We start from the raw sequence: 20,566 nt of genomic DNA, 5'->3' as shown, positions 1-20,566 counted from the left end.
TGCAAAGTGGGTACTTGAGAATGGAAGTATACTGCCTGATTATGTGATTTGGCAATCAAGAGGGAAACAGGGGAACGGTGTCTATCTGAAAACTAAGTGGCATACATATTGTTATTAATTTGAACCGCCTGTAATGGGCGGTATTTCTAAAAATAAACGGAGGAATATAGTTGACCCAAGAGGAATTATTGAAATATGCCCTTAATAATGGTATGATTAACATGGATGAAGTGTCTAAAAAAGCAAATATGAAATTAACTGAGAAAGTAGATGAGATTCATAGTTTTAAAATTACCAAGCTGAATGGTAAAAATGATCAGCGTTGGCAGACATACGTATTAGATACCAGTAAAAAGAATGGACGTAAAATAATTAAAGCCGCAGAGAAAAATGATCTATATAAAAAATTAGCAGAACATTACAATATTATTGATACAATTAATTCTTCTAAAACCATGTCCGAAGTATTTAAAAAATGGATACCATATAAGCGATCAATTACAAATTCCGAAAATACAATACAAAGACATATTAACCATTGGAAAAAGTATTTTGAGGGAACAGAAATTGTAAAGAAATCTATGACAAATATTGATGTGATATTGCTAGAATCGTGGGCAAACAGCTTAATCAAAGATCATAATCTTACGAGAAAAGAGTGGCAAAATCTTAAAACTATTATAAACGGTATCTGGACGTATGCTTTTAGAACGGGCGTTGTAAAGATCAATCCTTGGGAATCGGTCAAAATCACCGTTAGATTTAGGCAAGTAAATAAGAAAACTCCCGAAGAAGAAGTTTTCATTGGCGACGAGCTAGATAAAATAATAGTTAAATGTAATGAGTATTACGAACTTACAAAAAATGAAGTTTATCTTGCAATAATTTTTAATTTCTACTGTGGGCTGCGAGTAGGTGAACTGACGGGGTTAAAGTTTAAGGATGTAAATTTGGATGACAATCATATATCAGTAGAAAGAGAGATTGTTCAAAATATTACACCTAATTCAGATGGTAGTAAAAATTATGAATGGGCAATAGAAGAACACACCAAAACATATAATCATCGGTTTGTCCCATTGATACCGAAAGCAAAAGATATATTATTAAAAATAATAAATGAACGTGGTAAAATTATTGATAAAGAGACTTTTTTATTTATGAGAAATGGATCTTACTTAAATAAGGAGCAGGTTAATCAATCTTTATGGAGAGTTTGTGAGGCAAGCGGATTAGGACGAAAATCTTCTCATAAAATAAGAAAAACATTTGCTAGTAGACTAAATGCAAATGGCGTACCCATTGATGAAATAAGGGTTTTACTAGGTCATACAAATACAATGACTACACTTAGTTACATCTATAACCCGCTTCCGAAAGAGAGGACTTTGCAGATGATCAAAGACTCTTTTTAAAACCGGGATTTGTAGTCAGATGTATTAATCTATAAAAATAAAAAACACGGCATAATCCCAGTAAACACAAGGATCACACCGTGTACGAATGATGACCTATCCGGGAATCGAACCCGGGTTTCCGCCGTGAGAGGGCGGTGTCTTAACCGCTTGACCAATAGGCCTTTCTTATCTGCCGTCACCGACAGCTTCATAATAATACCATAGGAAATCTGGTTTGTCTACACTTTTTTTAAAATAAAACAAAAAAATTGTCATATTTTTATATTTTATGATATACTCTTCCTTAGAAAATGGCAGGAGGAAAAAACGGTGGAACAAAGAAAACGTGAAATAAAATATGACTATTTAAGAACCCTTGCGGTTTTTGCCATTATTATGGTACATGCCATTCCTGCTGAGACAGATAATTACAGGCAGTGGCTTTTTTCATCAGCTGTCACACCTGTTCTCTTAGCATTTGTGGGTATCTATTTCATGTTAAGCGGCATGTTTCATCTAAGATCAGGAATTAGGAGCATTAAAGATTTTTACTGGAAACGGTTTTCTTCCATTGTCCTTCCTTTTGTCTGTTACGCAGGTATTTACTACTGGTATTATCAGTGTTATCTTTCTTTAGAACCTGTTTTGTGGTATAAACATATTCCGGCTTTTTTTAATGCCCTGTTTACCGAGACTGTCCCAATGGCTCCTCACTTATGGTTCATGTATGTGATCATGGCTCTCTATGTGTGTGTGCCCTTTCTGGCACGAATGTTTCATGCCATGTCAGATAAGGAATTAAAGGCCTTTTTGGTGGTGACTCTTTTGTTTCAGGGAATTGCTACCTATCTGCCTGCTTTGGGAGTTATAGTAGGACCAGGTTTTGATTATATGATCTTTAAAGGCTGGTTCATCTACTTTATTCTGGGATATAGCTGTATCCGCTTGTGCAGGAGACGCTCTTATATGTTGTTTGCCCTGCTGGGAGCAGCCGGCTTTTTTGTGACACTGTTTCAGAAGATCGTGACTCCTTCTTTTGCTCCCGGGATTCATGACATGGCATTTCCCATGATTGCCATGGCTGTCTCCATCTTTCTGTTTTTTGAATTTTACGGAGATATCAGATTGCCTGTTCTATCCAAAACGGCTGGTCTGATCAGCAGGTACAGTTATTCGGTATATCTGATTCATTATCTGGTGCTGGGACAGGTTGTAAAGGGAATTACAGAAAAAATCTGGATACGGCATTATTACGTACCCCGGTTTTTAGTCGAAACAGTCCTTACTTTTATCATCTCTCTGGCAGTGGCAGTTGTGATGGATGAAACCCTTGTAAGGCTGTTAAAAAAAGTGGCAGATCATATCTGGAAATGGTTAATAAGGAGGAACGGGAATGGCTCAGGGAAGCAATTGTGAATCTTGTATGTATTATGAATATGATGAGGAATATGAGTGCTATGAATGTGGGATTCGTATGGATGAAGACGAAGTGATGCGGCTTTTAAGCAATTCCTATGAGAAGTGTCCTCATTTTAAATTCGCAAATGAGTACTCCATTGTGAAGAAACAGATGTAAAAGACCCTGTAAAAAGGGAGGAGCCGGTATTCCAAAAGGAACACCGGCAATTATGAAAAAAAATCTTAAAGTATGTTGGCAACATCTTTATCTGATATAGTAAGTATACGGGAGAAATATGAAGATAGTTTGACCAGCTTGTAAAAAGATTATGACCAGATTATGAACATTAGATTCTTTTTTCTTCCAACATACAACTGGACTATCTGATGAAAGAACTGATTAACAAATAAATAACCGGATCATAAGCCAAATCCTTTACGGAACTGGCTTGGTGTAATTCCATGTATCTCTTTAAATGCCGCAGTGAATTTTGCGGCATTTTCATATCCGCACAAATGAGCGATATTTTTTATGTTAAGATCGTCATCTGCCATCATCTGCATGGCACGTTTCATAACTGATTCCCGTATATAGGAATAAAGTGTTTTCCCATATAAACTTTTAAAAGAAATACGAAGTTTACTTTCTCCCATTTGTGCGATTTTGCATAATTCCTCTGTAGAAGGAAGATTAAGAGGGGATTCATCAATCCGTTCTTTGACGCGGTAAAGTTTTACTTCATCATTCCATGTGACATAATTTCTTCGCTCCTGCTTCTGTTCTTCATTGTCCAGGTTATGGGCAAAAAGGCATAACAGTTCAATGGCTTTACATAAATAAGCTGGAGGCGGCAGACGGTTGCCCCTCACTCCCCAACGCATCTGCTCCAGAACAAGCATAACGTTAGGGGTATCAACGTGCTTGGGCTTCCATTGTTTTGCATCTGTGACCCGGATTGGATAGGAAAAACCGGTGGCAGAAAGAAAATCCTGGATGCAGCAATCAAAAATAAGCATACTGGTAAAGCATAGGTGCATTCCTGCTTCAATGGTCATGCGGATGGGGGTTCCGTCACTGATAATTAAGTGGGTAAAGGAACCCAGTTTCTGGGCTTTCTTCCCTTTCTGGCTCAGGGTGATTGTGCCGCTGTCAATGCACAGAACAAACAGACAGGGCTTTTCCATGTATATGGTATAATCAAGCGTTTCTTTTGTTGTAAACCAGGCACTGGCAACAAACAGTCCCTCGGCAGGATGGACCTGACTGATCCACCCATTCTCCCAGTTGCCTGGAAAGGTATATCCTGCATAGTGTTCCTGTTGATTTGAGGCAAATCCGAAATGAGCGGCAAACGCTCCCCAACCAAGTCTGTATTCATCCGTATATTCCACAGTCAATTCCTCCCTGACATAATGAAGAAAGTATACCATGGCTATAAAAGAAAATTCAAGCAAATATAATCCAAAATGTGATAAGAGTAATCCAGAATGAAATCTATAAAAGGTAGAAGATGCTTCTGTTTTCCTTATAAAATATAGCAAATTTACAATGAAAATCCATAAAACAGGGTCTTCTTTTTCTTTTTTGGATTGATTGACAGAAAAAAAAGGACATGATAGAATATCGCCGAGAGTTAGCAATGTCTAACTGATGTTTTATTAAACTATTATAAGGAGATTTCATCTATGAGAAAATACAGCAAAAGGCTTCTTTTAGGCATAGCAGGAATGGCAGTGGTATTTGCGGCTGCCGGATGTCAAAACACAAAGAGCAGTTCAAAAGAGCAGACCCAGTCTGAGGCTCAAACCCAGAAAAAAGAAGAGACTATGGCGGAGGAAAAGAGCACAACCCGCACAGTACATACGATAATGGGAGATGTGGAGGTCCCGGCAGATCCTCAGAGAGTGGTGGTCAACTGGTATATTGGAGATGCCCTTGCCCTTGATTTAAACGTAGTTGGTTATTCTGGCTGGAGTCATGAGACAATGCCTTTTTATAAGGAGATGAAGTCTTCTGTGGAAATTAAAAACTGGGAACCGGAAGAGGTTATGACCCTGGAACCAGACCTTATCATTTCCTACCAACCAGATGATTATGACAAGTTTAAAGGAGTAGCACCTGTTATTATAGCGCCGGAAAATGATTTAAGCTCTCTGGAACGGGTTCTGTTTTTAGGAGAATCTACAGGACGAAAAAAAGAGGCAGAAGCAGTGGTGGAGACATTTGAAACTAAACTTGCAGCCAGCAAAGAGAAGTTGGAAGGAGATCGTTTTAAAGACAAATCTTTCAGCATTACAGAGGACTGGGGTTCTGGTTCTTACGGTGTCTATTATGAAACAGAATCACGGGGAGGCACCATCTTGTACAAATATCTGGGGATGAAAAAACCGGAAAAGATGGAACAGCTCATGAAGGACGGCGGTGACGGACGGGGAGGTCTAAGCTATGAGGTGGCAGCAGAATATTTCGGAGATTATATGATCTGGTTCCGTCACTCTGATTCAGAGGAAGATGTACCTTCCGAATATGAAACAAGTACCATATGGAACAGCATTCCTGCAGTACAGTCAAAACAGGTAGTTACCATACCTGGGAAGATGATTGGATTGTTTTACTATTCCGATGTTCTTAGTCTGACGGCACAACTGGATTATATTGTTGATGCACTCAACTCCACAGGAAAATAGACTGGAAAGGAATAAGATTATGCAGAATTTCCCCAATAAGCGAAAAGGCGGGGCACGCTTTACGCTGTATATGGCTGTGGGAGTGGGACTTTTGATTTTGCTGTCGGCAGCGTCGATCTCCTTTGGTGCAGCCGATATGCGTTTGTCAACTGCCTGGGGAGCGATCTTTCGCTTTGATCCATCTCTGACGGAACACCAGATTATTAAAACCCTTCGTTTTCCAAGGACCGTAGCGGATATGATTGTTGGATGCAGTCTGGCAGTATGCGGTGCCCTGATGCAGGGAACAACCAGGAATCCTCTTGCTGATTCCGGTTTAATGGGAATCAGCAGCGGTGCTACGTTTGCAATCGCACTTGCCATGGCATTTTTCCCTGGACGGACCTACGGGCAGACCATGTTTTTTGCCTGTATGGGAGCCGCTGTGACCACGTTTATGACTTATTTCATCGCATCTTTGGGGAAACGAGGAATGACACCCCAGCGGCTGGTGCTTGCAGGTATTTCCATCTCCATGTTATTTGGTGCATTCAGTCAGTACATTTCCATTCGGTTTCATCTTGGACAGGCACTGGCATACTGGACTGCAGGAGGTACCGCCGGAGTAAAGTGGGAAGAACTTGCAATTGTAGCTCCATTCTTTTTAGGAGCAGTATTTGTTGCAGTAGCACTTTCTCCATCTGTAACCGTTATGAGTCTGGGAGAAGAGGTTGCTACTGGACTTGGAATGAAAACCGGTGTGATCAAAGGGATCTCCACCCTGGTGGTGCTGGTTCTTACGGGACTGTCGGTTATTGTTGTAGGACCAGTAGGATTTGTAGGACTGATTACCCCTCATATTGTGCGGTATTTAATCGGCGTGGATTACCGCTATATTATTCCAGCCTGCGCACTGTACGGTGCCCTTTTAACCGTATTTGCTGATCTTGCAGGAAGGCTGATTAATAAACCCTATGAAACGCCCATCAGCGTTATCTTTGCTGTGATCGGAGTTCCTTACTTCCTTTATCTTGCAAGAAAACAAAGGAGGGAATTTGAATGAAAAAACAGCGCTTTTCCATGGAGCGGGGCATGATGACTCTCCTTGTGATGCTCGTTTTAATTGTTATAATTGCTGTGATCAGCATCAATTCGGGAAAGATGGGGCTATCCGTTTTTGAGGTATTTCAGGTATTACTGGGAAAAGGAACGGAAAAACAGAATCTTATTATTTTCGATTTTCGTCTGCCCAGGATCATTCTTGCTGTTTTAGTGGGATTTGGAATGGGAGCATCGGGATGCATGATGCAGAGCCTTCTCAGAAATGATATGGCAAGTCCCGGAACCCTTGGCATCAGCTCTGGTTCCGGATTGTTTGTTTTAATATTCGTGTTAATGTTCTCCGCAAAAGGGATTTTTTCCGTTTTTGCACTGCCTTTGCTTGCCTTTGTGGGAGGGCTGACGGCAGCAGGACTGATTTTTTTACTTTCCTACCGGAGAGGAAAGGACATTTCCCCTACCGGACTGATTCTTACAGGAGTTGCCCTCTCCAGCGGATATGGTGCATTTACCACGCTTCTGACCTTGAAGCTAAGTCAGAGTCAGATGGACTTTATGCAGCGCTGGAGTGCCGGAAGTCTGTGGGGAGATGACTGGAAGTATCTTGCCATTTTGGCACCCTGGACTCTGCTGCTCCTTTTTTATGTGATTTACAAATCCCGTATGCTCAACACCCTGCACCTTGGAAATGAAACAGCCACAGGGCTTGGGGTTGCGGTAAAGCCGGAATTCCTGGGACTTTCCTTAGCAGCGGTTGCACTATCCTCCGGCAGTGTTTCTCTTGGCGGAAATTTCTTCTTTGTAGGAATGATTTCCCCTCATATGGCTAGAAAACTGGTGGGTCCCAATCATAAGCTTTTAATTCCTGCCTCCTGTTTTTCAGGAGCCATTATTGTACTGCTTGCCGATACCATTACCCGAACCATCAGTCTCGGTACGGATGTTCCGACCGGAATCGTTATTACCGTTCTCAGTACCCCATATTTCTTATATCTTTTAGCAAAATCCAACGGATAAAGTTCTGGTAATGAGACAAAGGAAGGAGAAACAATGAACAGTATTACAACTGAGAAGTTAGATATCGCTTATGAAGAAGCGTTAATTGTAAAAGCACTCGATATAAACATTCCTCACGGAAAGATAACCTCCATTATTGGTCCAAACGGCTGCGGGAAATCTACAGTTTTAAAGGCAGTGGGCCGCATATTAAAACCTAAAAACGGACTGGTTTATTTAAATGGAGATGATATCAGAACGCTTTCTACAAAAGAAATAGCCAAAAAGATGGCAATTTTGCCACAGACCCCATCAGCACCCAGCGGTTTGACCGTAAGCGAACTGGTAGCTTATGGAAGATTCCCCCATCAGAGAGGATTCGGGAAACTGACTTCAGAAGACAAAGAGATTATCCGGTGGGCGCTTTCCGTGACAAAACTGACTGAGTTTGAGCACCGGGAGGTTGATACCCTTTCCGGGGGACAGAGACAAAGGGTGTGGATCTCCATGGCTCTGGCACAGCAGACAGACTTAATTCTTCTCGATGAGCCGACCACCTATTTAGATCTTGCCCATCAGTTAGAGGTGCTGGAACTTCTGTATGATTTAAACCACAGACAGGGCTGCACCATTGCAATGGTACTTCACGATTTAAATCTTGCCGCACGGTTTTCTGATTATATGATTGCCATACGGGGAGGAAAAGTGATTAAACATGGCAGCCCGGACCAAGTGATGGTGCCGGAAGTTTTAAAGGAAGCATTTTCCATTGATGCCCAGATTGTTCATGAACCAAAGACAAACAGGCCGGTTTGCTTAACGTATGATCTTTTTATACCGGATTCTGAAGAAAAAAAGGAGGTGTAAGAAATGCAGACCTCCCTTCGGATATTTAAAGAAGCAAGAAAATACTGGATTTACCTGTCTGCCGGATTATTTTCTCTTGTTTTATCAACCGTTGCAGGTTTTTATATGCCATGGGCATTGCGGGAGCTGACCAGTCTTGCTACAGAGGGGACCGGCGATTTTGGAAAGGAAGCACTTCGTATCGGTTTATTTTTACTGGGGGCAACCGCTCTCCAGGCAGCAGGCAGTTCTGCTTCCGGTTATTTAAATCATTATGCAGCACTCCATTATGTGGCAGATCTGCGGACCAGATTTTATAGAAAGCTCCAGCATATGAGCTTAAAATATTTTCACAAAAGCCGTACCGGGGATTTGACCGGACGGGTGGTAGCAGATGCGCTGGATGCGGAGATTCTGATTGCCCATGTGCTGCCTGATTTTATCAGCAATATTCTGACGTTTTTAGGAGTGGGGGCTTTGCTTTTTTCTATTAACTGGCGTCTTGCCCTTATGAGTCTGATAACGGTTCCTTTTCTGGTTGGAATCACTATCTGGCAGAGCTATCATGTTTCCCCTGTCTGGAAAGAAAACTCAAGAGTCCGGGGAGAACTGGCAGGAACAGTACAGGATAACTTATCCGGAATCAAGGAGATCCAGATATTTAACCAGCAGATGCAGGAAGAGAAAAAAGTAACCGCTTTATCCCTGAAACATAGTCTGGCTTATCTTCGTGCCAGCTTCTTTTTTGAGACAACTTATCCGCTTCTGGCATTTATCACAGCCCTTGGTACGGTGATTGTGGTGGCGTACGGAGGGCATCTGGTCGGTACCGGTACCGTTTCCATTGCTGATATTGTGGGATTTGTCATGTATTTATCCATGTTTTACGGCCCGGTAAAAAGTTTTTCCGGTCTTGTGGAGAAAGCAGGAGAAGCGGCGGCAGGCTGTCAGCGGGTCTTTGAAGTGATTGATGAAGTTGCTGATGTGAAAGAAAAGGAACAGGCAATGGTGCTCCCAAAAGTAAAGGGAGAGATTGTGTTAAAAGACCTTTCCTTTTCCTACAATGATGAGATTCCTGTTTTGCAGAATGTGAACCTCACCATACAGGCAGGTCAGACGGTTGCCCTTGTAGGCTCAACGGGAGTCGGAAAAAGTACCATTGCAAACCTGGTGAACCGGTTTTATGATCCCCAGAAGGGGGCAGTGCTGGTTGACGGGACAGACATTCGGGATGTAACACTGACCAGTCTGCGGGATAATATCTCCATGGTATTGCAGGATACCTTCTTATTTAATGGAACGGTATATGAAAACATCTTATATGGCTGGCGAGAAGCCACCAGGGAAGAAGTGATTGCCGCTGCCAAAGCAGCCAATGCCCACAGCTTTATTGAGACTATGGAGCGTGGATATGACACGGTAATTGGAGAGCGTGGAATCCGCCTTTCCGGCGGACAGAAACAAAGACTGTCCATTGCCAGAGCGATTCTAAGAAATTCGCCTATTCTTATTTTAGATGAGGCAACCTCAGCACTGGATACGAAAACAGAACAGGAGATTCAGGCGGCACTTGATGAAGTCTCAAAGGAGCGCACTACTCTGGTCATTGCCCACAGGCTGTCCACCATCCGTCATGCGGACCAGATCGTAGTTCTGGAAGGAACGGGGATTGCAGAAGTCGGTACACATGAAGAACTGATTAAAAAGGCTGGGATTTATGCCAGGCTTCATGATGCACAGGAGTCATGATTCTATTCTTATAGTGTTAAAAGAGAAAGAGATCTGAGAAAGTCAGGTCTCTTTTTCTGTAAAAAGGGAACTCTTTGGAAATACAGGTTGCTTTTTGAGAAAAAATACTATATTATAACCAGGAACCAACGGAGATAAAAGGAGAAAAAAGTGGACATGTTAGAAAAAAAGGCAATACTTGTAGTCAGTTTTGGAACCAGTTACAGACAATCTCTGGAAGAGAACATCGGTGCGGTGGAACGTTACATAGCAGATTCCTATCCGGATTATGAGATAAGAAGAGCATTTACCAGTCAGATGGTAATTGATAAGATAAAGCGCAGGGATGAAGTTTCCATAGATAATATGGAAGAAGCAATGAACCGCCTGGTGAAAGATGGATTTGACCGTGTTGTGATTCAGCCGACCCATGTCATGAATGGCTGTGAGTATGATAAGATGATGGCGGCAGCAGCACCTTATGAGGACAGGTTTGCCTCTGTAAAGTACGGAAAGCCTCTGTTAGGGGAAGAAAAAGATTATGACAGTCTTATTCAGATTCTTCTATACGAGACGGAATCTTTTCAGAAAGATCAGACAGCATTTGTATGTATGGGTCATGGTACGGAACACCATGCCAATGAAGTCTATGAACGCCTGAATGTTCAGCTAAGAAAGTCAGGTCATTTTAATTATTATATCGGAACCGTAGAAGCAACCCCCACTCTTGAAGATGTGATTGCTGAGGTGAAGAAAGAAGATTACAAGAGAGTTGTGTTGCTTCCTCTGATGATTGTGGCAGGAGATCATGCCAACAATGATATGGCAGGGGATGAAGAAGATTCCTGGAAGACTGCATTTGTATCGGAGGGCTATGAGGTAGAATGTATGTTAAAAGGCATGGGCTCCTACAAAGGGGTACAGGAGATGTTTTTAAACCACGTAACGGCTGCAATGCAATAAATATAGAAAATCCTTATAAAATCAAAACTGCTGTCTGCATAGGAATCTTGTGTGAACAGCAGTTTTTAATTTGTAAAAAATCAGTCTGAAAGCTATTGCGTTTTTGGGTTTAAAATAATAAGATAGGACTTAAATGGGGAAGCAGCAAGGAGGAGAAAGATGAAGTATCTGGTGGTTGATAATGGGGGAACTTATATTAAATATGCAGTCATGAATGAATCCGGGGATATATTGGAAAAGGGAAAAGAAGTCACACCGGATGGGAAAAAGACGGCAGAAGATTACTTTAAACTGTTGGATTCCATTGTACTGCCAAGGAAACAGGGGATCGAAGGAATTGCTTTCAGCACACCAGGACGGGTTGATGCAAAAACGGGCTATCTGCATACAGCCGGAGGACTTCTTTATCTCATAGGAATTAATCTCTGTGATGAAGTGAAAACCCGGTATAACCTGCCTTCTTCTGTGGATAATGACGGGAAGTGTGCAGCAATGGCAGAACAATGGGGAGGAAGTTTAAAAGATGTGGAAAACGGTGCGGCAATCGTTCTTGGAACCGGAGTGGGAATGGGATTGATTTTAAATGGAAAGCTGTACCGGGGGTATAACAGTACGGCGGGAGAGATCAGCTTTTACATGCTGGATGGAGAAAAACCGGAAGATCCGTCCAACTATATGGCTGTTTCCTGCTCTGCCCTGTCTCTTGGCAGAATCTATGATGAAGAAACGGGCAATAGGAAAGAACCTACCGATGGATTCCAGATGTTTGAGAAAATCCGTAAAAAAGATGAGAAGGCATATGGGATATTTGAGAGCTACACCAAACGACTGGCAGGAAGTATCTATAATTTCCAGACGATTCTGGATCTGGAAGTTATCGCAGTAGGCGGAGGAATCAGCCAGCAGCCCCTGCTGATTGAAGGAATCAGAAAAGAACTGGATCATATTTTTTCCATCAATCCATGCAATAATATCGGGCAGGCAGTAAAGAAACCTGAGATCACTGCCTGCCGGTATTATAACGATTCCAACCTTCGCGGGGCGCTTTACCATTACTTAAATAACCATTAAAGATCAGACCGTTGTAAAGTGGTAGCTGTCCAGAAGCTGGTTTTTCATCTCCCAGAGTTTTTTTGACAGGTCCACATGGACTTCATGGGGGTTCACAAGTCTTCTGGATTCATCCCACAGGGTATCAAGCTCTTTTTTGCAATATTTCTGAATATCCATAACCGATGGGGAATGATAGATACATTCTCCATTTTTAAATACCGGAATCATCAGGTCCCGTACGCAATAAGTATCAGGTGCAAGGTAAGTCTTCTTCCATGTTTCAATGGGGTCAAAAAGGAGAAGGGAATTGCTTTCTTCTATGATCTCTCCATGAAGGCAGATCAGATCAGCAATGATTTTTCCTGTTTCCCGGCTGTAGATTCGTTTGAGTTCTTTATTGCCGGGATTTGTAATCTTCTCTGCATTTTCAGAAAGCTTGATCTTGGGAGTGAATTCTCCAGTTTTCCGGTCCAGAACAGCCGCCAGTTTATAGACGCCTCCAAAGGAAGGACAGTCTTTTGAGGTGATTAAATTGGTTCCAACACCCCAGGAGTTAATGGTTGCCCCCTGTATCTTTAAGCTGTTGATGAGTGTCTCATCAAGATCATTGGAAGCGGATATGATAGCATCTGGAAAACCTGCTTCTGTCAGCATCTTTTTTGCTTTTTTAGATAGATAAGCCAGATCTCCGCTGTCCAGACGGATTCCATAACCGGATAATTCAATTCCCGCATCCCGCATCTCTTTAAATACCTTTATGGCATTTGGAACACCGGATTTTAAGGTATCGTAAGTATCCACCAGCAGAATGCAGGAAGTGGGATACAGCTTTGCATAATTGCGGAAGGCAGTCAGTTCATCTGGAAAACTCATAATCCAGCTATGGGCATGGGTTCCTTTAATAGGAACCTGAAACATCTTGCCTGCCAGTACATTGGAAGTTCCCACACAGCCGGCGATCATGGCGGCTCTGGCACCATAGATTCCGGCGTCAGGACCCTGGGCACGGCGAAGACCAAATTCCATGACGCCGTCTCCCTCAGCAGCGTAGACCACCCGGGCAGTTTTGGTAGCAATCAGGCTCTGGTGGTTAATAATAGTAAGGAGAGCCGTTTCCACAAGCTGGGCTTCTATAATCGGAGCAATTACTTTAATAAGAGGTTCCTTTGGAAAAATGACAGTGCCTTCTGGTATGGCATAAATGTCACCGGAAAATTTAAATCTTAAAAGGTATTCTAAAAAATCGTCTTCAAATAACCCGGTAGACCGTAGATAATTCACATCATCCGGTTCAAACCGGAGTTCATTTATATATTCAATGACCTGTTCTAAGCCTGCGCAGATTGCATATCCGTTCCCGCTTGGATTGCTTCGGTAAAAGGCATCAAATATTACGGTCTCATTGGCATCTTTTTCTTTGAAATACCCCTGCATCATAGTTAATTCGTAAAGGTCTGTTAATAACGTCAAATTGCGCTGGCTCATAGTTTTTCTCCTTTAGCACGTTCGTTTCGCACATAATACCAAATCGTTGGCAGAGTGGATAGCCGTGATATAAATTATTTGCGGCATTTCTAAATCTTATGTAAGTAAAAGTTCTATTGCTTTTTTAGGATTATACCATAACATTTCAAAAACACAATGGATTTGATAAAAATATAACGATCTTTTTTGCCAGTTCTTTGTGCTAAGACAATTTTGACAATGATTGACTATCTTCTGACAGTATTTCTCGAATAAAGAAATAGATTAATTGTATAAAAAATATTAATTATCTAAAAAAATACATACAATAATACAATTAATAATTTATAACAATAAAAAATGAAAAAAGACTTGCAAAATAAAAAGAAACAGTATATAATAAAGACATCACAAAAGATAAGAATTCAAATCCATTTTTCATTTGATTTGCGAAAGATGGCAGGAAAAAGGAGGTCGATTCCACCACAGATATTATTTTCGCCGGATTCTGTTTTTGAATTCAGGCAAAAGGATCAGCCGTTATCCTCTTGCAGGAAGAAGATTTATACTCTCACCTATGCCTATCGCAGGATGAACCGGAGCGTGTGATTCTACAGATTATCGAAGATGGTTTGCGGGATACAGAATTTGCAATCGGTGAAAACCGGATAGATGAATGAAAAAAGATGCAGCAAAGAAAGATTATAAATCATAAGAAAAGCAAAAGGGAACGGAACAAATTCATATAGAGCATCCAACGATTACCAAAAAAATAGAGAAAGGTATTAAGGAACCAATGGATGAAGACATGTAGAACGGGTATCGAATTTCATGAAAATGAATCGGTACCCGTTCTTCGTTAAAATAGCCTTGACATTTTATTTTTTAATCCCTATAATTGGGAAGTATATAAGTACCCTTATATATAAGAAGAAAGACTTTGATGGAGACAGTAGTTCTTATGCGAAATGAACAGAGAGCCGGGGAAGGTGGAATCCTGGTGAGAGTAGCAGAGAATGAAGATCACTCCGGAGTTTCCGGCTGAACGGATATTTAGTAGGTCAGGACGTAATTTCTGCGTTAAAGAAAAGCATATGTTTGTATGTGATATTAGGTGGTATAGCGAAGTTTAAGTGCAGTCTTCGTCCTGATTCGGGACGGGGCTTTTTTTATTCCATAGAAAGGTTTGGTGAATGTTTCTATGAATGAAAAGTACTCCGTGCAGATTGCACATAACGATGAAAAGGAAGATGTCACAAAAGTGGCAGCGCGTCAGCGCCGGAGTCTGGTTAGTCAGACTCTTTCTGAGGAAAAAATGAAATGGAGGCCGCAAGAGATGTATAAGAAAGTCCCTACAGACTTAAATTTTGTTGCGAGAGAAAAAGAAATTGAAAACTTCTGGGAGAACCGGGAGATATTTAAAAAGAGCATGGAAAACCGAAAAGAGGCAGAAAGCTATACGTTCTATGACGGACCGCCCACAGCCAATGGAAAACCTCATATCGGTCATGTGCTGACCCGTGTTATTAAAGATATGATTCCCAGATACCGTACCATGAAAGGGTATGATGTGCCTCGTAAGGCGGGCTGGGATACTCATGGGCTTCCTGTGGAACTGGAAGTGGAAAAAAAGTTAGGACTTGATGGAAAAGAACAGATTGAGGAATATGGTCTGGAGCCATTTATCAAGCATTGCAAAGAAAGTGTATGGAAATATAAAGGGATGTGGGAAGATTTCTCCAAAACCGTAGGGTTCTGGGCGGATATGGATGATCCTTACGTTACTTATGAAAATAATTTCATTGAATCGGAATGGTGGGCTTTAAAACAGATCTGGGAAAAGGGACTTTTATACAAAGGCTTTAAGATCGTTCCTTACTGTCCCCGGTGCGGAACTCCTCTTTCCAGCCATGAGGTTGCCCAGGGGTATAAAGACGTAAAAGAACGCTCTGCCATTGTCCGTTTTAAGGTAAAAGGGGAAGATGCCTACATTCTGGCATGGACCACAACACCCTGGACTCTGCCTTCCAACGTTGGTCTTTGTGTAAATCCGGCTGAATCCTATGTCAAGGTGAAAAACGGAGATTATACTTATTATATGGCGGAAGCATTATGTGAAAAGGTTTTAGAAGGAGATTATACAATCCTTGAGACTTTTACAGGAAAAGACCTGGAATATAAAGAATATGAACCTCTTTTCTCCTTTGTAAAGCCGGATAAGAAGGCTTATTACGTTACCTGTGATTCTTATGTTACCTTAACCGATGGTACTGGTGTGGTTCATATTGCACCGGCGTTTGGTGAAGACGATTCCAAAGTAGGCAAAAAGTACGATCTGCCATTTGTACAGCTTGTAGATGCAGCCGGTGAGATGACAAAGGAAACCAAGTGGGCAGGTGTATTCTGTAAAAAGGCAGATCCTATGATTCTTTCTGATCTGGAAGAACAGGGACTTTTATTCTCAGCGCCTGTATTTGAACACAGTTATCCTCATTGCTGGAGATGCGATACTCCGTTAATTTATTATGCAAGAGAATCCTGGTTCATCAAGATGACCGCAGTTAAAGAGGATTTAATCCGTAATAATAATACCATTAACTGGATTCCGGAAAGCATTGGAAAAGGACGTTTTGGGGACTGGCTGGAGAATGTTCAGGACTGGGGCATCAGCAGAAACCGTTATTGGGGAACTCCTTTGAATGTATGGGAATGTGAATGCGGACATCAGCATGCAGTGGGAAGTATTGAAGAGTTAAAGAGCATGTCCTCCAACTGCCCGGAAGAGATTGAGCTCCACCGTCCATATATTGACGATGTAACCATTGCCTGTCCGAAATGCCACAAAGAGATGAAACGTGTTCCGGAAGTAATTGACTGCTGGTTCGATTCCGGTTCCATGCCGTTTGCCCAGCACCATTATCCATTTGAGAATAAAGATTTATTTGAACAGCAGTTCCCGGCAGATTTTATATCCGAAGCAGTGGACCAGACCAGAGGCTGGTTTTATTCCCTCCTTGCAATTTCAACCTTGATTTTTGACAAGGCACCTTATAAGAATGTTATTGTTCTTGGTCATGTACAAGATGAGAATGGTCAGAAGATGAGTAAATCAAAAGGCAATGCAGTGGACCCCTTTGACGCACTTGAGACTTATGGCGCAGATGCAATCCGCTGGTATTTCTATGTAAACAGCGCCCCATGGCTGCCGAATCGTTTCCATGGAAAAGCGGTGATGGAAGGACAGCGGAAATTCATGGGAACCTTATGGAATACCTATGCTTTCTTTGTTCTCTATGCAAACATTGATGAATTTGATCCTACAAAATACAGTCTGGATTATGAGAAGCTTCCGGTTATGGATAAGTGGCTGTTGTCAAAGCTGAACACTCTGGTAAAAACTGTAGATACCTGTCTGGAGAAATATCAGATTCCGGAATCCGCAAGAGCTCTTCAGGAATTTGTTGATGATATGAGCAACTGGTATGTCCGCAGAAGCAGGGAACGTTTCTGGGCAAAGGGAATGGAGCAGGATAAGATTAACGCTTATATGACCCTTTACACCGCTCTTGTGACCGTAAGCAAAACTGCGGCTCCTCTGATTCCATTTATGACAGAGCAGATCTATCAGAATCTGGTCTGCAGCGTGGATCAGTCTGCACCAGAGAGCATTCATTTATGTGATTATCCGGCTGTGGAAGAACGATGGATTGATAAACAGTTAGAAGAAAATATGGATGAAGTATTAAAAATAGTGGTTATGGGCCGTGCTTCCAGAAATACTGCCAATATCAAAAACCGCCAGCCCATCGGACAGATGTTTGTAAAGGCACCTCACAGTCTTCCTGTATTTTATCAGGAGATCATAGAAGAAGAGTTAAATGTGAAAAAGGTAGTATTTACGGATGATGTGAGGGAATTCACTTCTTATAGCTTTAAGCCTCAGTTAAAAACGGTGGGACCCAAATACGGAAAACAGCTTGGTAATATAAAAAAGGCACTTTCCGAGATCAATGGCAATGAAGCCATGGATACGCTCAATGAATCCGGTGCTCTTACCTTTACCTTTGATGGGACAGAAGTTGTGCTGGCAAAAGAAGATTTATTAATTGATACCGCACAGATGGAAGGATATGTATCCGAGGGGGATAACACCATAACCGTTGTGTTGGATACGAATTTAACAAAAGAACTTCTGGCAGAAGGATTTGTCCGGGAACTCATCAGTAAGATTCAGACCATGCGGAAGGAAGCAGGTTTTGAAGTCATGGATCATATTATGGTATACAGCAAAGATAACGATGCGATTGCAGCCATCTTAAAGGACAACGAGGATGAAGTGAAAAATGAAGTTCTTGCGGAAAAAATAATCCTTGGAGAAACCTCCGGATATGCAAAAGAATGGAACATTAACGGAGAACATGTGACCTTAGGTGTGGAAAAGATATAAGTAAACGTTGAGGAGGTTTATGGGATGGGTATGGGATTTGAGAAAGAAACCTTTAAAAAGAGCGTTCTGTTTAATATGAAGAATGTGTTTCGCAGGACCATAGACGATGCAACGCCGGAGCAGGTGTATCAGGCAGTTGCCTATGCGGTAAAAGATGTGATCATTGATGAATGGATTGCAACTCACAAGGCGTATGAAAAACAGGATGTAAAGACGCTTTATTATCTGTCCATGGAATTTTTAATGGGCCGCGCTCTTGGCAACAATATCATTAACATCATGGCACAGCCAGAAGTAAAGGAAGTTTTGGAAGAACTGGGCTTTGATTTAAATGCCCTCGAAGATCAGGAGCCGGATCCGGCTCTTGGGAACGGGGGGCTTGGACGTCTTGCCGCCTGCTTTTTAGATTCTCTGGCCACGTTGGGATACCCGGCTTACGGCTGTGGAATCCGCTATCGCTATGGCATGTTCAAACAGAAGATAGAAGATGGTTATCAGATCGAAGTGCCGGATAACTGGCTGAGGAATGGTTATCCTTTTGAGATCCGCAGGGCGGAATATGCCACCGAGGTAAAATTCGGCGGATATGTGAATACGGTCTGGGAGAATGGAAGGGAACGTTTTGTCCAGGAAGGATACCAGTCTGTCCGTGCCGTTCCTTATGATATGCCCATTGTCGGTTACGGAAACAATGTGGTAAACACCCTTCGTATCTGGGATGCGGAAGCCATCAATACCTTTAGTCTGGATTCCTTTGACAGAGGCGATTACCAAAAGGCAGTGGAGCAGGAAAATCTTGCAAAGACCATCGTAGAAGTCCTATATCCCAATGACAATCATTATGCAGGAAAAGAACTCCGTTTAAAACAGCAGTATTTCTTTATCTCTGCCAGCGTGCAGAGAGCGGTAATCAAATACATGGAAAACCATGAAGATATTCGCCGGTTTTATGAAAAAACGGTATTCCAGCTCAATGATACCCATCCAACTGTAGCGGTTCCTGAGCTTATGAGAATCTTGCTTGATGAGTATGGGTTAGGTTGGGATGAAGCATGGGAAATCACCACCAGAACCTGTGCATATACCAACCATACCATTATGTCGGAAGCACTGGAAAAATGGCCTATTGATCTGTTTTCCAGGCTGCTTCCAAGAATCTACCAGATTGTGGAGGAGATAAACCGCCGGTTCCAGCAGAAGATCACGGAGATGTATCCGGGAAATCAGGATAAGATCCGCAGTATGTCCATCATTTATGACGGGCAGGTCCGTATGGCCCATTTAGCCATTGCAGGAGGATTTTCCGTAAACGGTGTAGCCAGGCTTCATACGGAGATTTTAAAGAACCAGGAGTTAAAAGACTTCTATCAGATGATGCCGGATAAATTCAACAATAAGACAAACGGCATTACCCAGAGACGTTTTCTACTCCATGGCAATCCTCTTCTTGCAAAGTGGATCACCGACAAGATCGGGGATGGCTGGATCGTTGATCTTCCACACCTCCATCAGTTGGCAGTTTATGCGGAAGATCCCAGATGCCGGCAGGAATTTATGGATATCAAATATCAGAATAAAGTCCGTCTGGCATCCTATATCAAAGAACACAACGGCATTGATGTGGATCCGAGATCCATTTTTGATGTACAGGTCAAACGTCTTCATGAATACAAACGTCAGTTGATGAATATTCTTCACGTCATGTATTTGTACAATCAACTGAAGGATAATCCTGAAATGGATATGGTTCCACGGACCTTTATCTTTGGTGCTAAGGCTGCAGCAGGATATAAGAGAGCCAAACTGACCATCAAGCTGATCAACGCTGTGGCAGAGGTGGTCAATGGTGACCGCAGCATCGGAGGAAAGATCAAGGTTGTCTTTATTGAAGATTACAAGGTGTCAAACGCTGAGATTATTTTTGCAGCCGCTGATGTCAGTGAACAGATATCCACAGCCAGCAAAGAGGCTTCCGGCACGGGAAACATGAAATTTATGCTTAATGGCGCTTTGACACTTGGAACCATGGATGGGGCCAATGTGGAGATCGTAGAAGAAGTAGGGGCGGAACATGCGTTTATCTTTGGGATGTCATCCGATGAAGTCATCCGATATGAGAGAGAAGGCGGATACGATCCTATGGAAATTTTCAACAGCGATTCTGAGATCCGCCGGGTTTTGATGCAGTTGATCAACGGATATTATTCACCGGAGAATCCGGAACTGTTCCGGGATATTTATAATTCCTTATTAAATACCCTAAGCAGTGACCGTGCGGATATTTACTTTATTCTGAAAGATTTCCGCTCCTATGCAGATGCAAGAAGCCGGATTGATCAGGCATACCGGGATAAAGACTGGTGGGCAAAGGCTGCCATGTTAAATGTGGCATGCAGCGGCAAATTTACCTCAGACCGTACCATAGAAGAATATGTAAGAGACATCTGGCACCTGGAAAAGGTAACGGTGGAACTAAAAGAAAGTTAACATTTAAAAAAACGCTTCGGAAGTGATTCCGTGGCGTTTTTTTGCATATATTGAACAAGGT

General features: G+C 42.1%; 14 protein-coding genes, 1 tRNA gene and 1 other annotated feature. Of the genes, 12 read left to right on the top strand and 3 right to left on the bottom strand.

Annotated features, from left to right (window positions below; genetic code table 11):
• Positions 1-170 precede the first annotated feature (170 nt).
• Complete coding sequence (locus FAY33_RS10710; RefSeq protein ID WP_143321210.1) at positions 171-1,415, top strand: site-specific integrase; 1,245 nt, start codon at positions 171-173, stop codon at positions 1,413-1,415.
• A gap of 92 nt (positions 1,416-1,507) precedes the next feature.
• Here the strand turns inward: FAY33_RS10710 and FAY33_RS10705 are convergent.
• Positions 1,508-1,579 (bottom strand) — tRNA-Glu (locus tag FAY33_RS10705).
• A gap of 148 nt (positions 1,580-1,727) precedes the next feature.
• Between FAY33_RS10705 and FAY33_RS10700 the strand changes: the two genes are divergently transcribed.
• Both FAY33_RS10700 and FAY33_RS10695 read left to right on the top strand, forming a co-directional pair.
• Positions 1,728-2,813: an acyltransferase gene (locus FAY33_RS10700; protein WP_143321209.1), complete on the top strand. Its 1,086-nt coding sequence runs from the start codon at positions 1,728-1,730 to the stop codon at positions 2,811-2,813.
• The gene (locus tag FAY33_RS10695) at positions 2,791-2,973 is read left to right on the top strand and encodes a DUF6472 family protein (protein ID WP_143321208.1); all 183 of its coding nucleotides are present in this window, start codon (positions 2,791-2,793) and stop codon (positions 2,971-2,973) included. The genes FAY33_RS10700 and FAY33_RS10695 overlap by 23 nt, the downstream gene beginning before the upstream one ends.
• Positions 2,974-3,215: 242 nt before the next feature.
• Here FAY33_RS10695 and FAY33_RS10690 read toward each other — a convergent pair whose 3' ends face one another.
• Positions 3,216-4,187 carry an AraC family transcriptional regulator gene (locus tag FAY33_RS10690; protein ID WP_185967583.1) on the bottom strand — a complete coding sequence of 324 codons (972 nt, stop codon included), beginning with the start codon at positions 4,185-4,187 and terminating at the stop codon, positions 3,216-3,218.
• 294 nt (positions 4,188-4,481) lie between these two features.
• On the opposite strand from FAY33_RS10690, the gene FAY33_RS10685 reads away from it, so the two are divergent.
• The 7 genes from FAY33_RS10685 to FAY33_RS10655 all read left to right on the top strand — a co-directional run bounded on the left by FAY33_RS10685 (position 4,482) and on the right by FAY33_RS10655 (position 12,125).
• Entirely contained in the window at positions 4,482-5,483 is a 1,002-nt protein-coding gene (locus FAY33_RS10685; RefSeq protein WP_143321206.1) for an ABC transporter substrate-binding protein, read from the top strand.
• 19 nt (positions 5,484-5,502) lie between these two features.
• Complete coding sequence (locus FAY33_RS10680; RefSeq protein WP_143321205.1) at positions 5,503-6,525, top strand: iron ABC transporter permease; 1,023 nt, start codon at positions 5,503-5,505, stop codon at positions 6,523-6,525.
• On the top strand, positions 6,522-7,538 hold the full coding sequence (locus tag FAY33_RS10675; RefSeq protein WP_143321204.1) for an iron ABC transporter permease: 1,017 nt from the start codon (positions 6,522-6,524) through the stop codon (positions 7,536-7,538). The genes FAY33_RS10680 and FAY33_RS10675 overlap by 4 nt, the downstream gene beginning before the upstream one ends.
• A gap of 33 nt (positions 7,539-7,571) precedes the next feature.
• Positions 7,572-8,384, top strand: a complete 813-nt coding sequence (locus tag FAY33_RS10670) for an ABC transporter ATP-binding protein (protein ID WP_143321203.1) — start codon at positions 7,572-7,574, stop codon at positions 8,382-8,384.
• Between the two features lie 3 nt (positions 8,385-8,387).
• Entirely contained in the window at positions 8,388-10,112 is a 1,725-nt protein-coding gene (locus tag FAY33_RS10665) for an ABC transporter ATP-binding protein (protein WP_143321202.1), read from the top strand.
• Positions 10,113-10,268: 156 nt separating this feature from the next.
• Positions 10,269-11,054 (top strand): sirohydrochlorin cobaltochelatase, encoded by a 786-nt coding sequence (locus FAY33_RS10660; RefSeq protein WP_143321201.1) that lies wholly within the window; start codon positions 10,269-10,271, stop codon positions 11,052-11,054.
• A gap of 159 nt (positions 11,055-11,213) precedes the next feature.
• The gene (locus FAY33_RS10655) at positions 11,214-12,125 is read left to right on the top strand and encodes an ROK family protein (RefSeq protein ID WP_143321200.1); all 912 of its coding nucleotides are present in this window, start codon (positions 11,214-11,216) and stop codon (positions 12,123-12,125) included.
• Between the two features lie 3 nt (positions 12,126-12,128).
• Here the strand turns inward: FAY33_RS10655 and FAY33_RS10650 are convergent, their stop codons facing one another.
• Positions 12,129-13,592, bottom strand: a complete 1,464-nt coding sequence (locus FAY33_RS10650; protein WP_143321199.1) for a nicotinate phosphoribosyltransferase — start codon at positions 13,590-13,592, stop codon at positions 12,129-12,131.
• A gap of 910 nt (positions 13,593-14,502) precedes the next feature.
• Positions 14,503-14,724: a binding site (T-box leader), on the top strand.
• A 183-nt stretch (positions 14,725-14,907) separates the two neighbouring features.
• Between FAY33_RS10650 and ileS the strand changes: the two genes are divergently transcribed.
• Both ileS and FAY33_RS10640 read left to right on the top strand, forming a co-directional pair.
• Positions 14,908-18,018 (top strand): isoleucine--tRNA ligase, encoded by a 3,111-nt coding sequence (ileS, locus tag FAY33_RS10645; protein WP_143321223.1) that lies wholly within the window; start codon positions 14,908-14,910, stop codon positions 18,016-18,018.
• A 24-nt stretch (positions 18,019-18,042) separates the two neighbouring features.
• The gene (locus FAY33_RS10640; protein ID WP_143321198.1) at positions 18,043-20,505 is read left to right on the top strand and encodes a glycogen/starch/alpha-glucan phosphorylase; all 2,463 of its coding nucleotides are present in this window, start codon (positions 18,043-18,045) and stop codon (positions 20,503-20,505) included.
• The last annotated feature ends 61 nt before the right edge of the window (positions 20,506-20,566 follow it).

The sequence above is a fragment of the Clostridium sp. HBUAS56010 genome, assembly GCF_007115105.1.
Classification (GTDB): domain Bacteria; phylum Bacillota; class Clostridia; order Lachnospirales; family Lachnospiraceae; genus Lacrimispora.
The sequence above is the reverse complement of the archived record's forward strand: the minus strand, read 5'-3'. Positions and strand labels throughout refer to the sequence as shown.

Coding starts and splice junctions, on each gene's coding strand:
- ileS (WP_143321223.1), top strand. CDS start 14,908: ATGTATAAGAAAGTCCCTACAGACTTAAATTTTGTTGCGAGAGAAAAA.
- FAY33_RS10660 (WP_143321201.1), top strand. CDS start 10,269: ATGTTAGAAAAAAAGGCAATACTTGTAGTCAGTTTTGGAACCAGTTAC.
- FAY33_RS10665 (WP_143321202.1), top strand. CDS start 8,388: ATGCAGACCTCCCTTCGGATATTTAAAGAAGCAAGAAAATACTGGATT.
- FAY33_RS10650 (WP_143321199.1), bottom strand. CDS start 13,592: ATGAGCCAGCGCAATTTGACGTTATTAACAGACCTTTACGAATTAACT.
- FAY33_RS10680 (WP_143321205.1), top strand. CDS start 5,503: ATGCAGAATTTCCCCAATAAGCGAAAAGGCGGGGCACGCTTTACGCTG.
- FAY33_RS10685 (WP_143321206.1), top strand. CDS start 4,482: ATGAGAAAATACAGCAAAAGGCTTCTTTTAGGCATAGCAGGAATGGCA.
- FAY33_RS10655 (WP_143321200.1), top strand. CDS start 11,214: ATGAAGTATCTGGTGGTTGATAATGGGGGAACTTATATTAAATATGCA.
- FAY33_RS10695 (WP_143321208.1), top strand. CDS start 2,791: ATGGCTCAGGGAAGCAATTGTGAATCTTGTATGTATTATGAATATGAT.
- FAY33_RS10670 (WP_143321203.1), top strand. CDS start 7,572: ATGAACAGTATTACAACTGAGAAGTTAGATATCGCTTATGAAGAAGCG.
- FAY33_RS10675 (WP_143321204.1), top strand. CDS start 6,522: ATGAAAAAACAGCGCTTTTCCATGGAGCGGGGCATGATGACTCTCCTT.
- FAY33_RS10640 (WP_143321198.1), top strand. CDS start 18,043: ATGGGTATGGGATTTGAGAAAGAAACCTTTAAAAAGAGCGTTCTGTTT.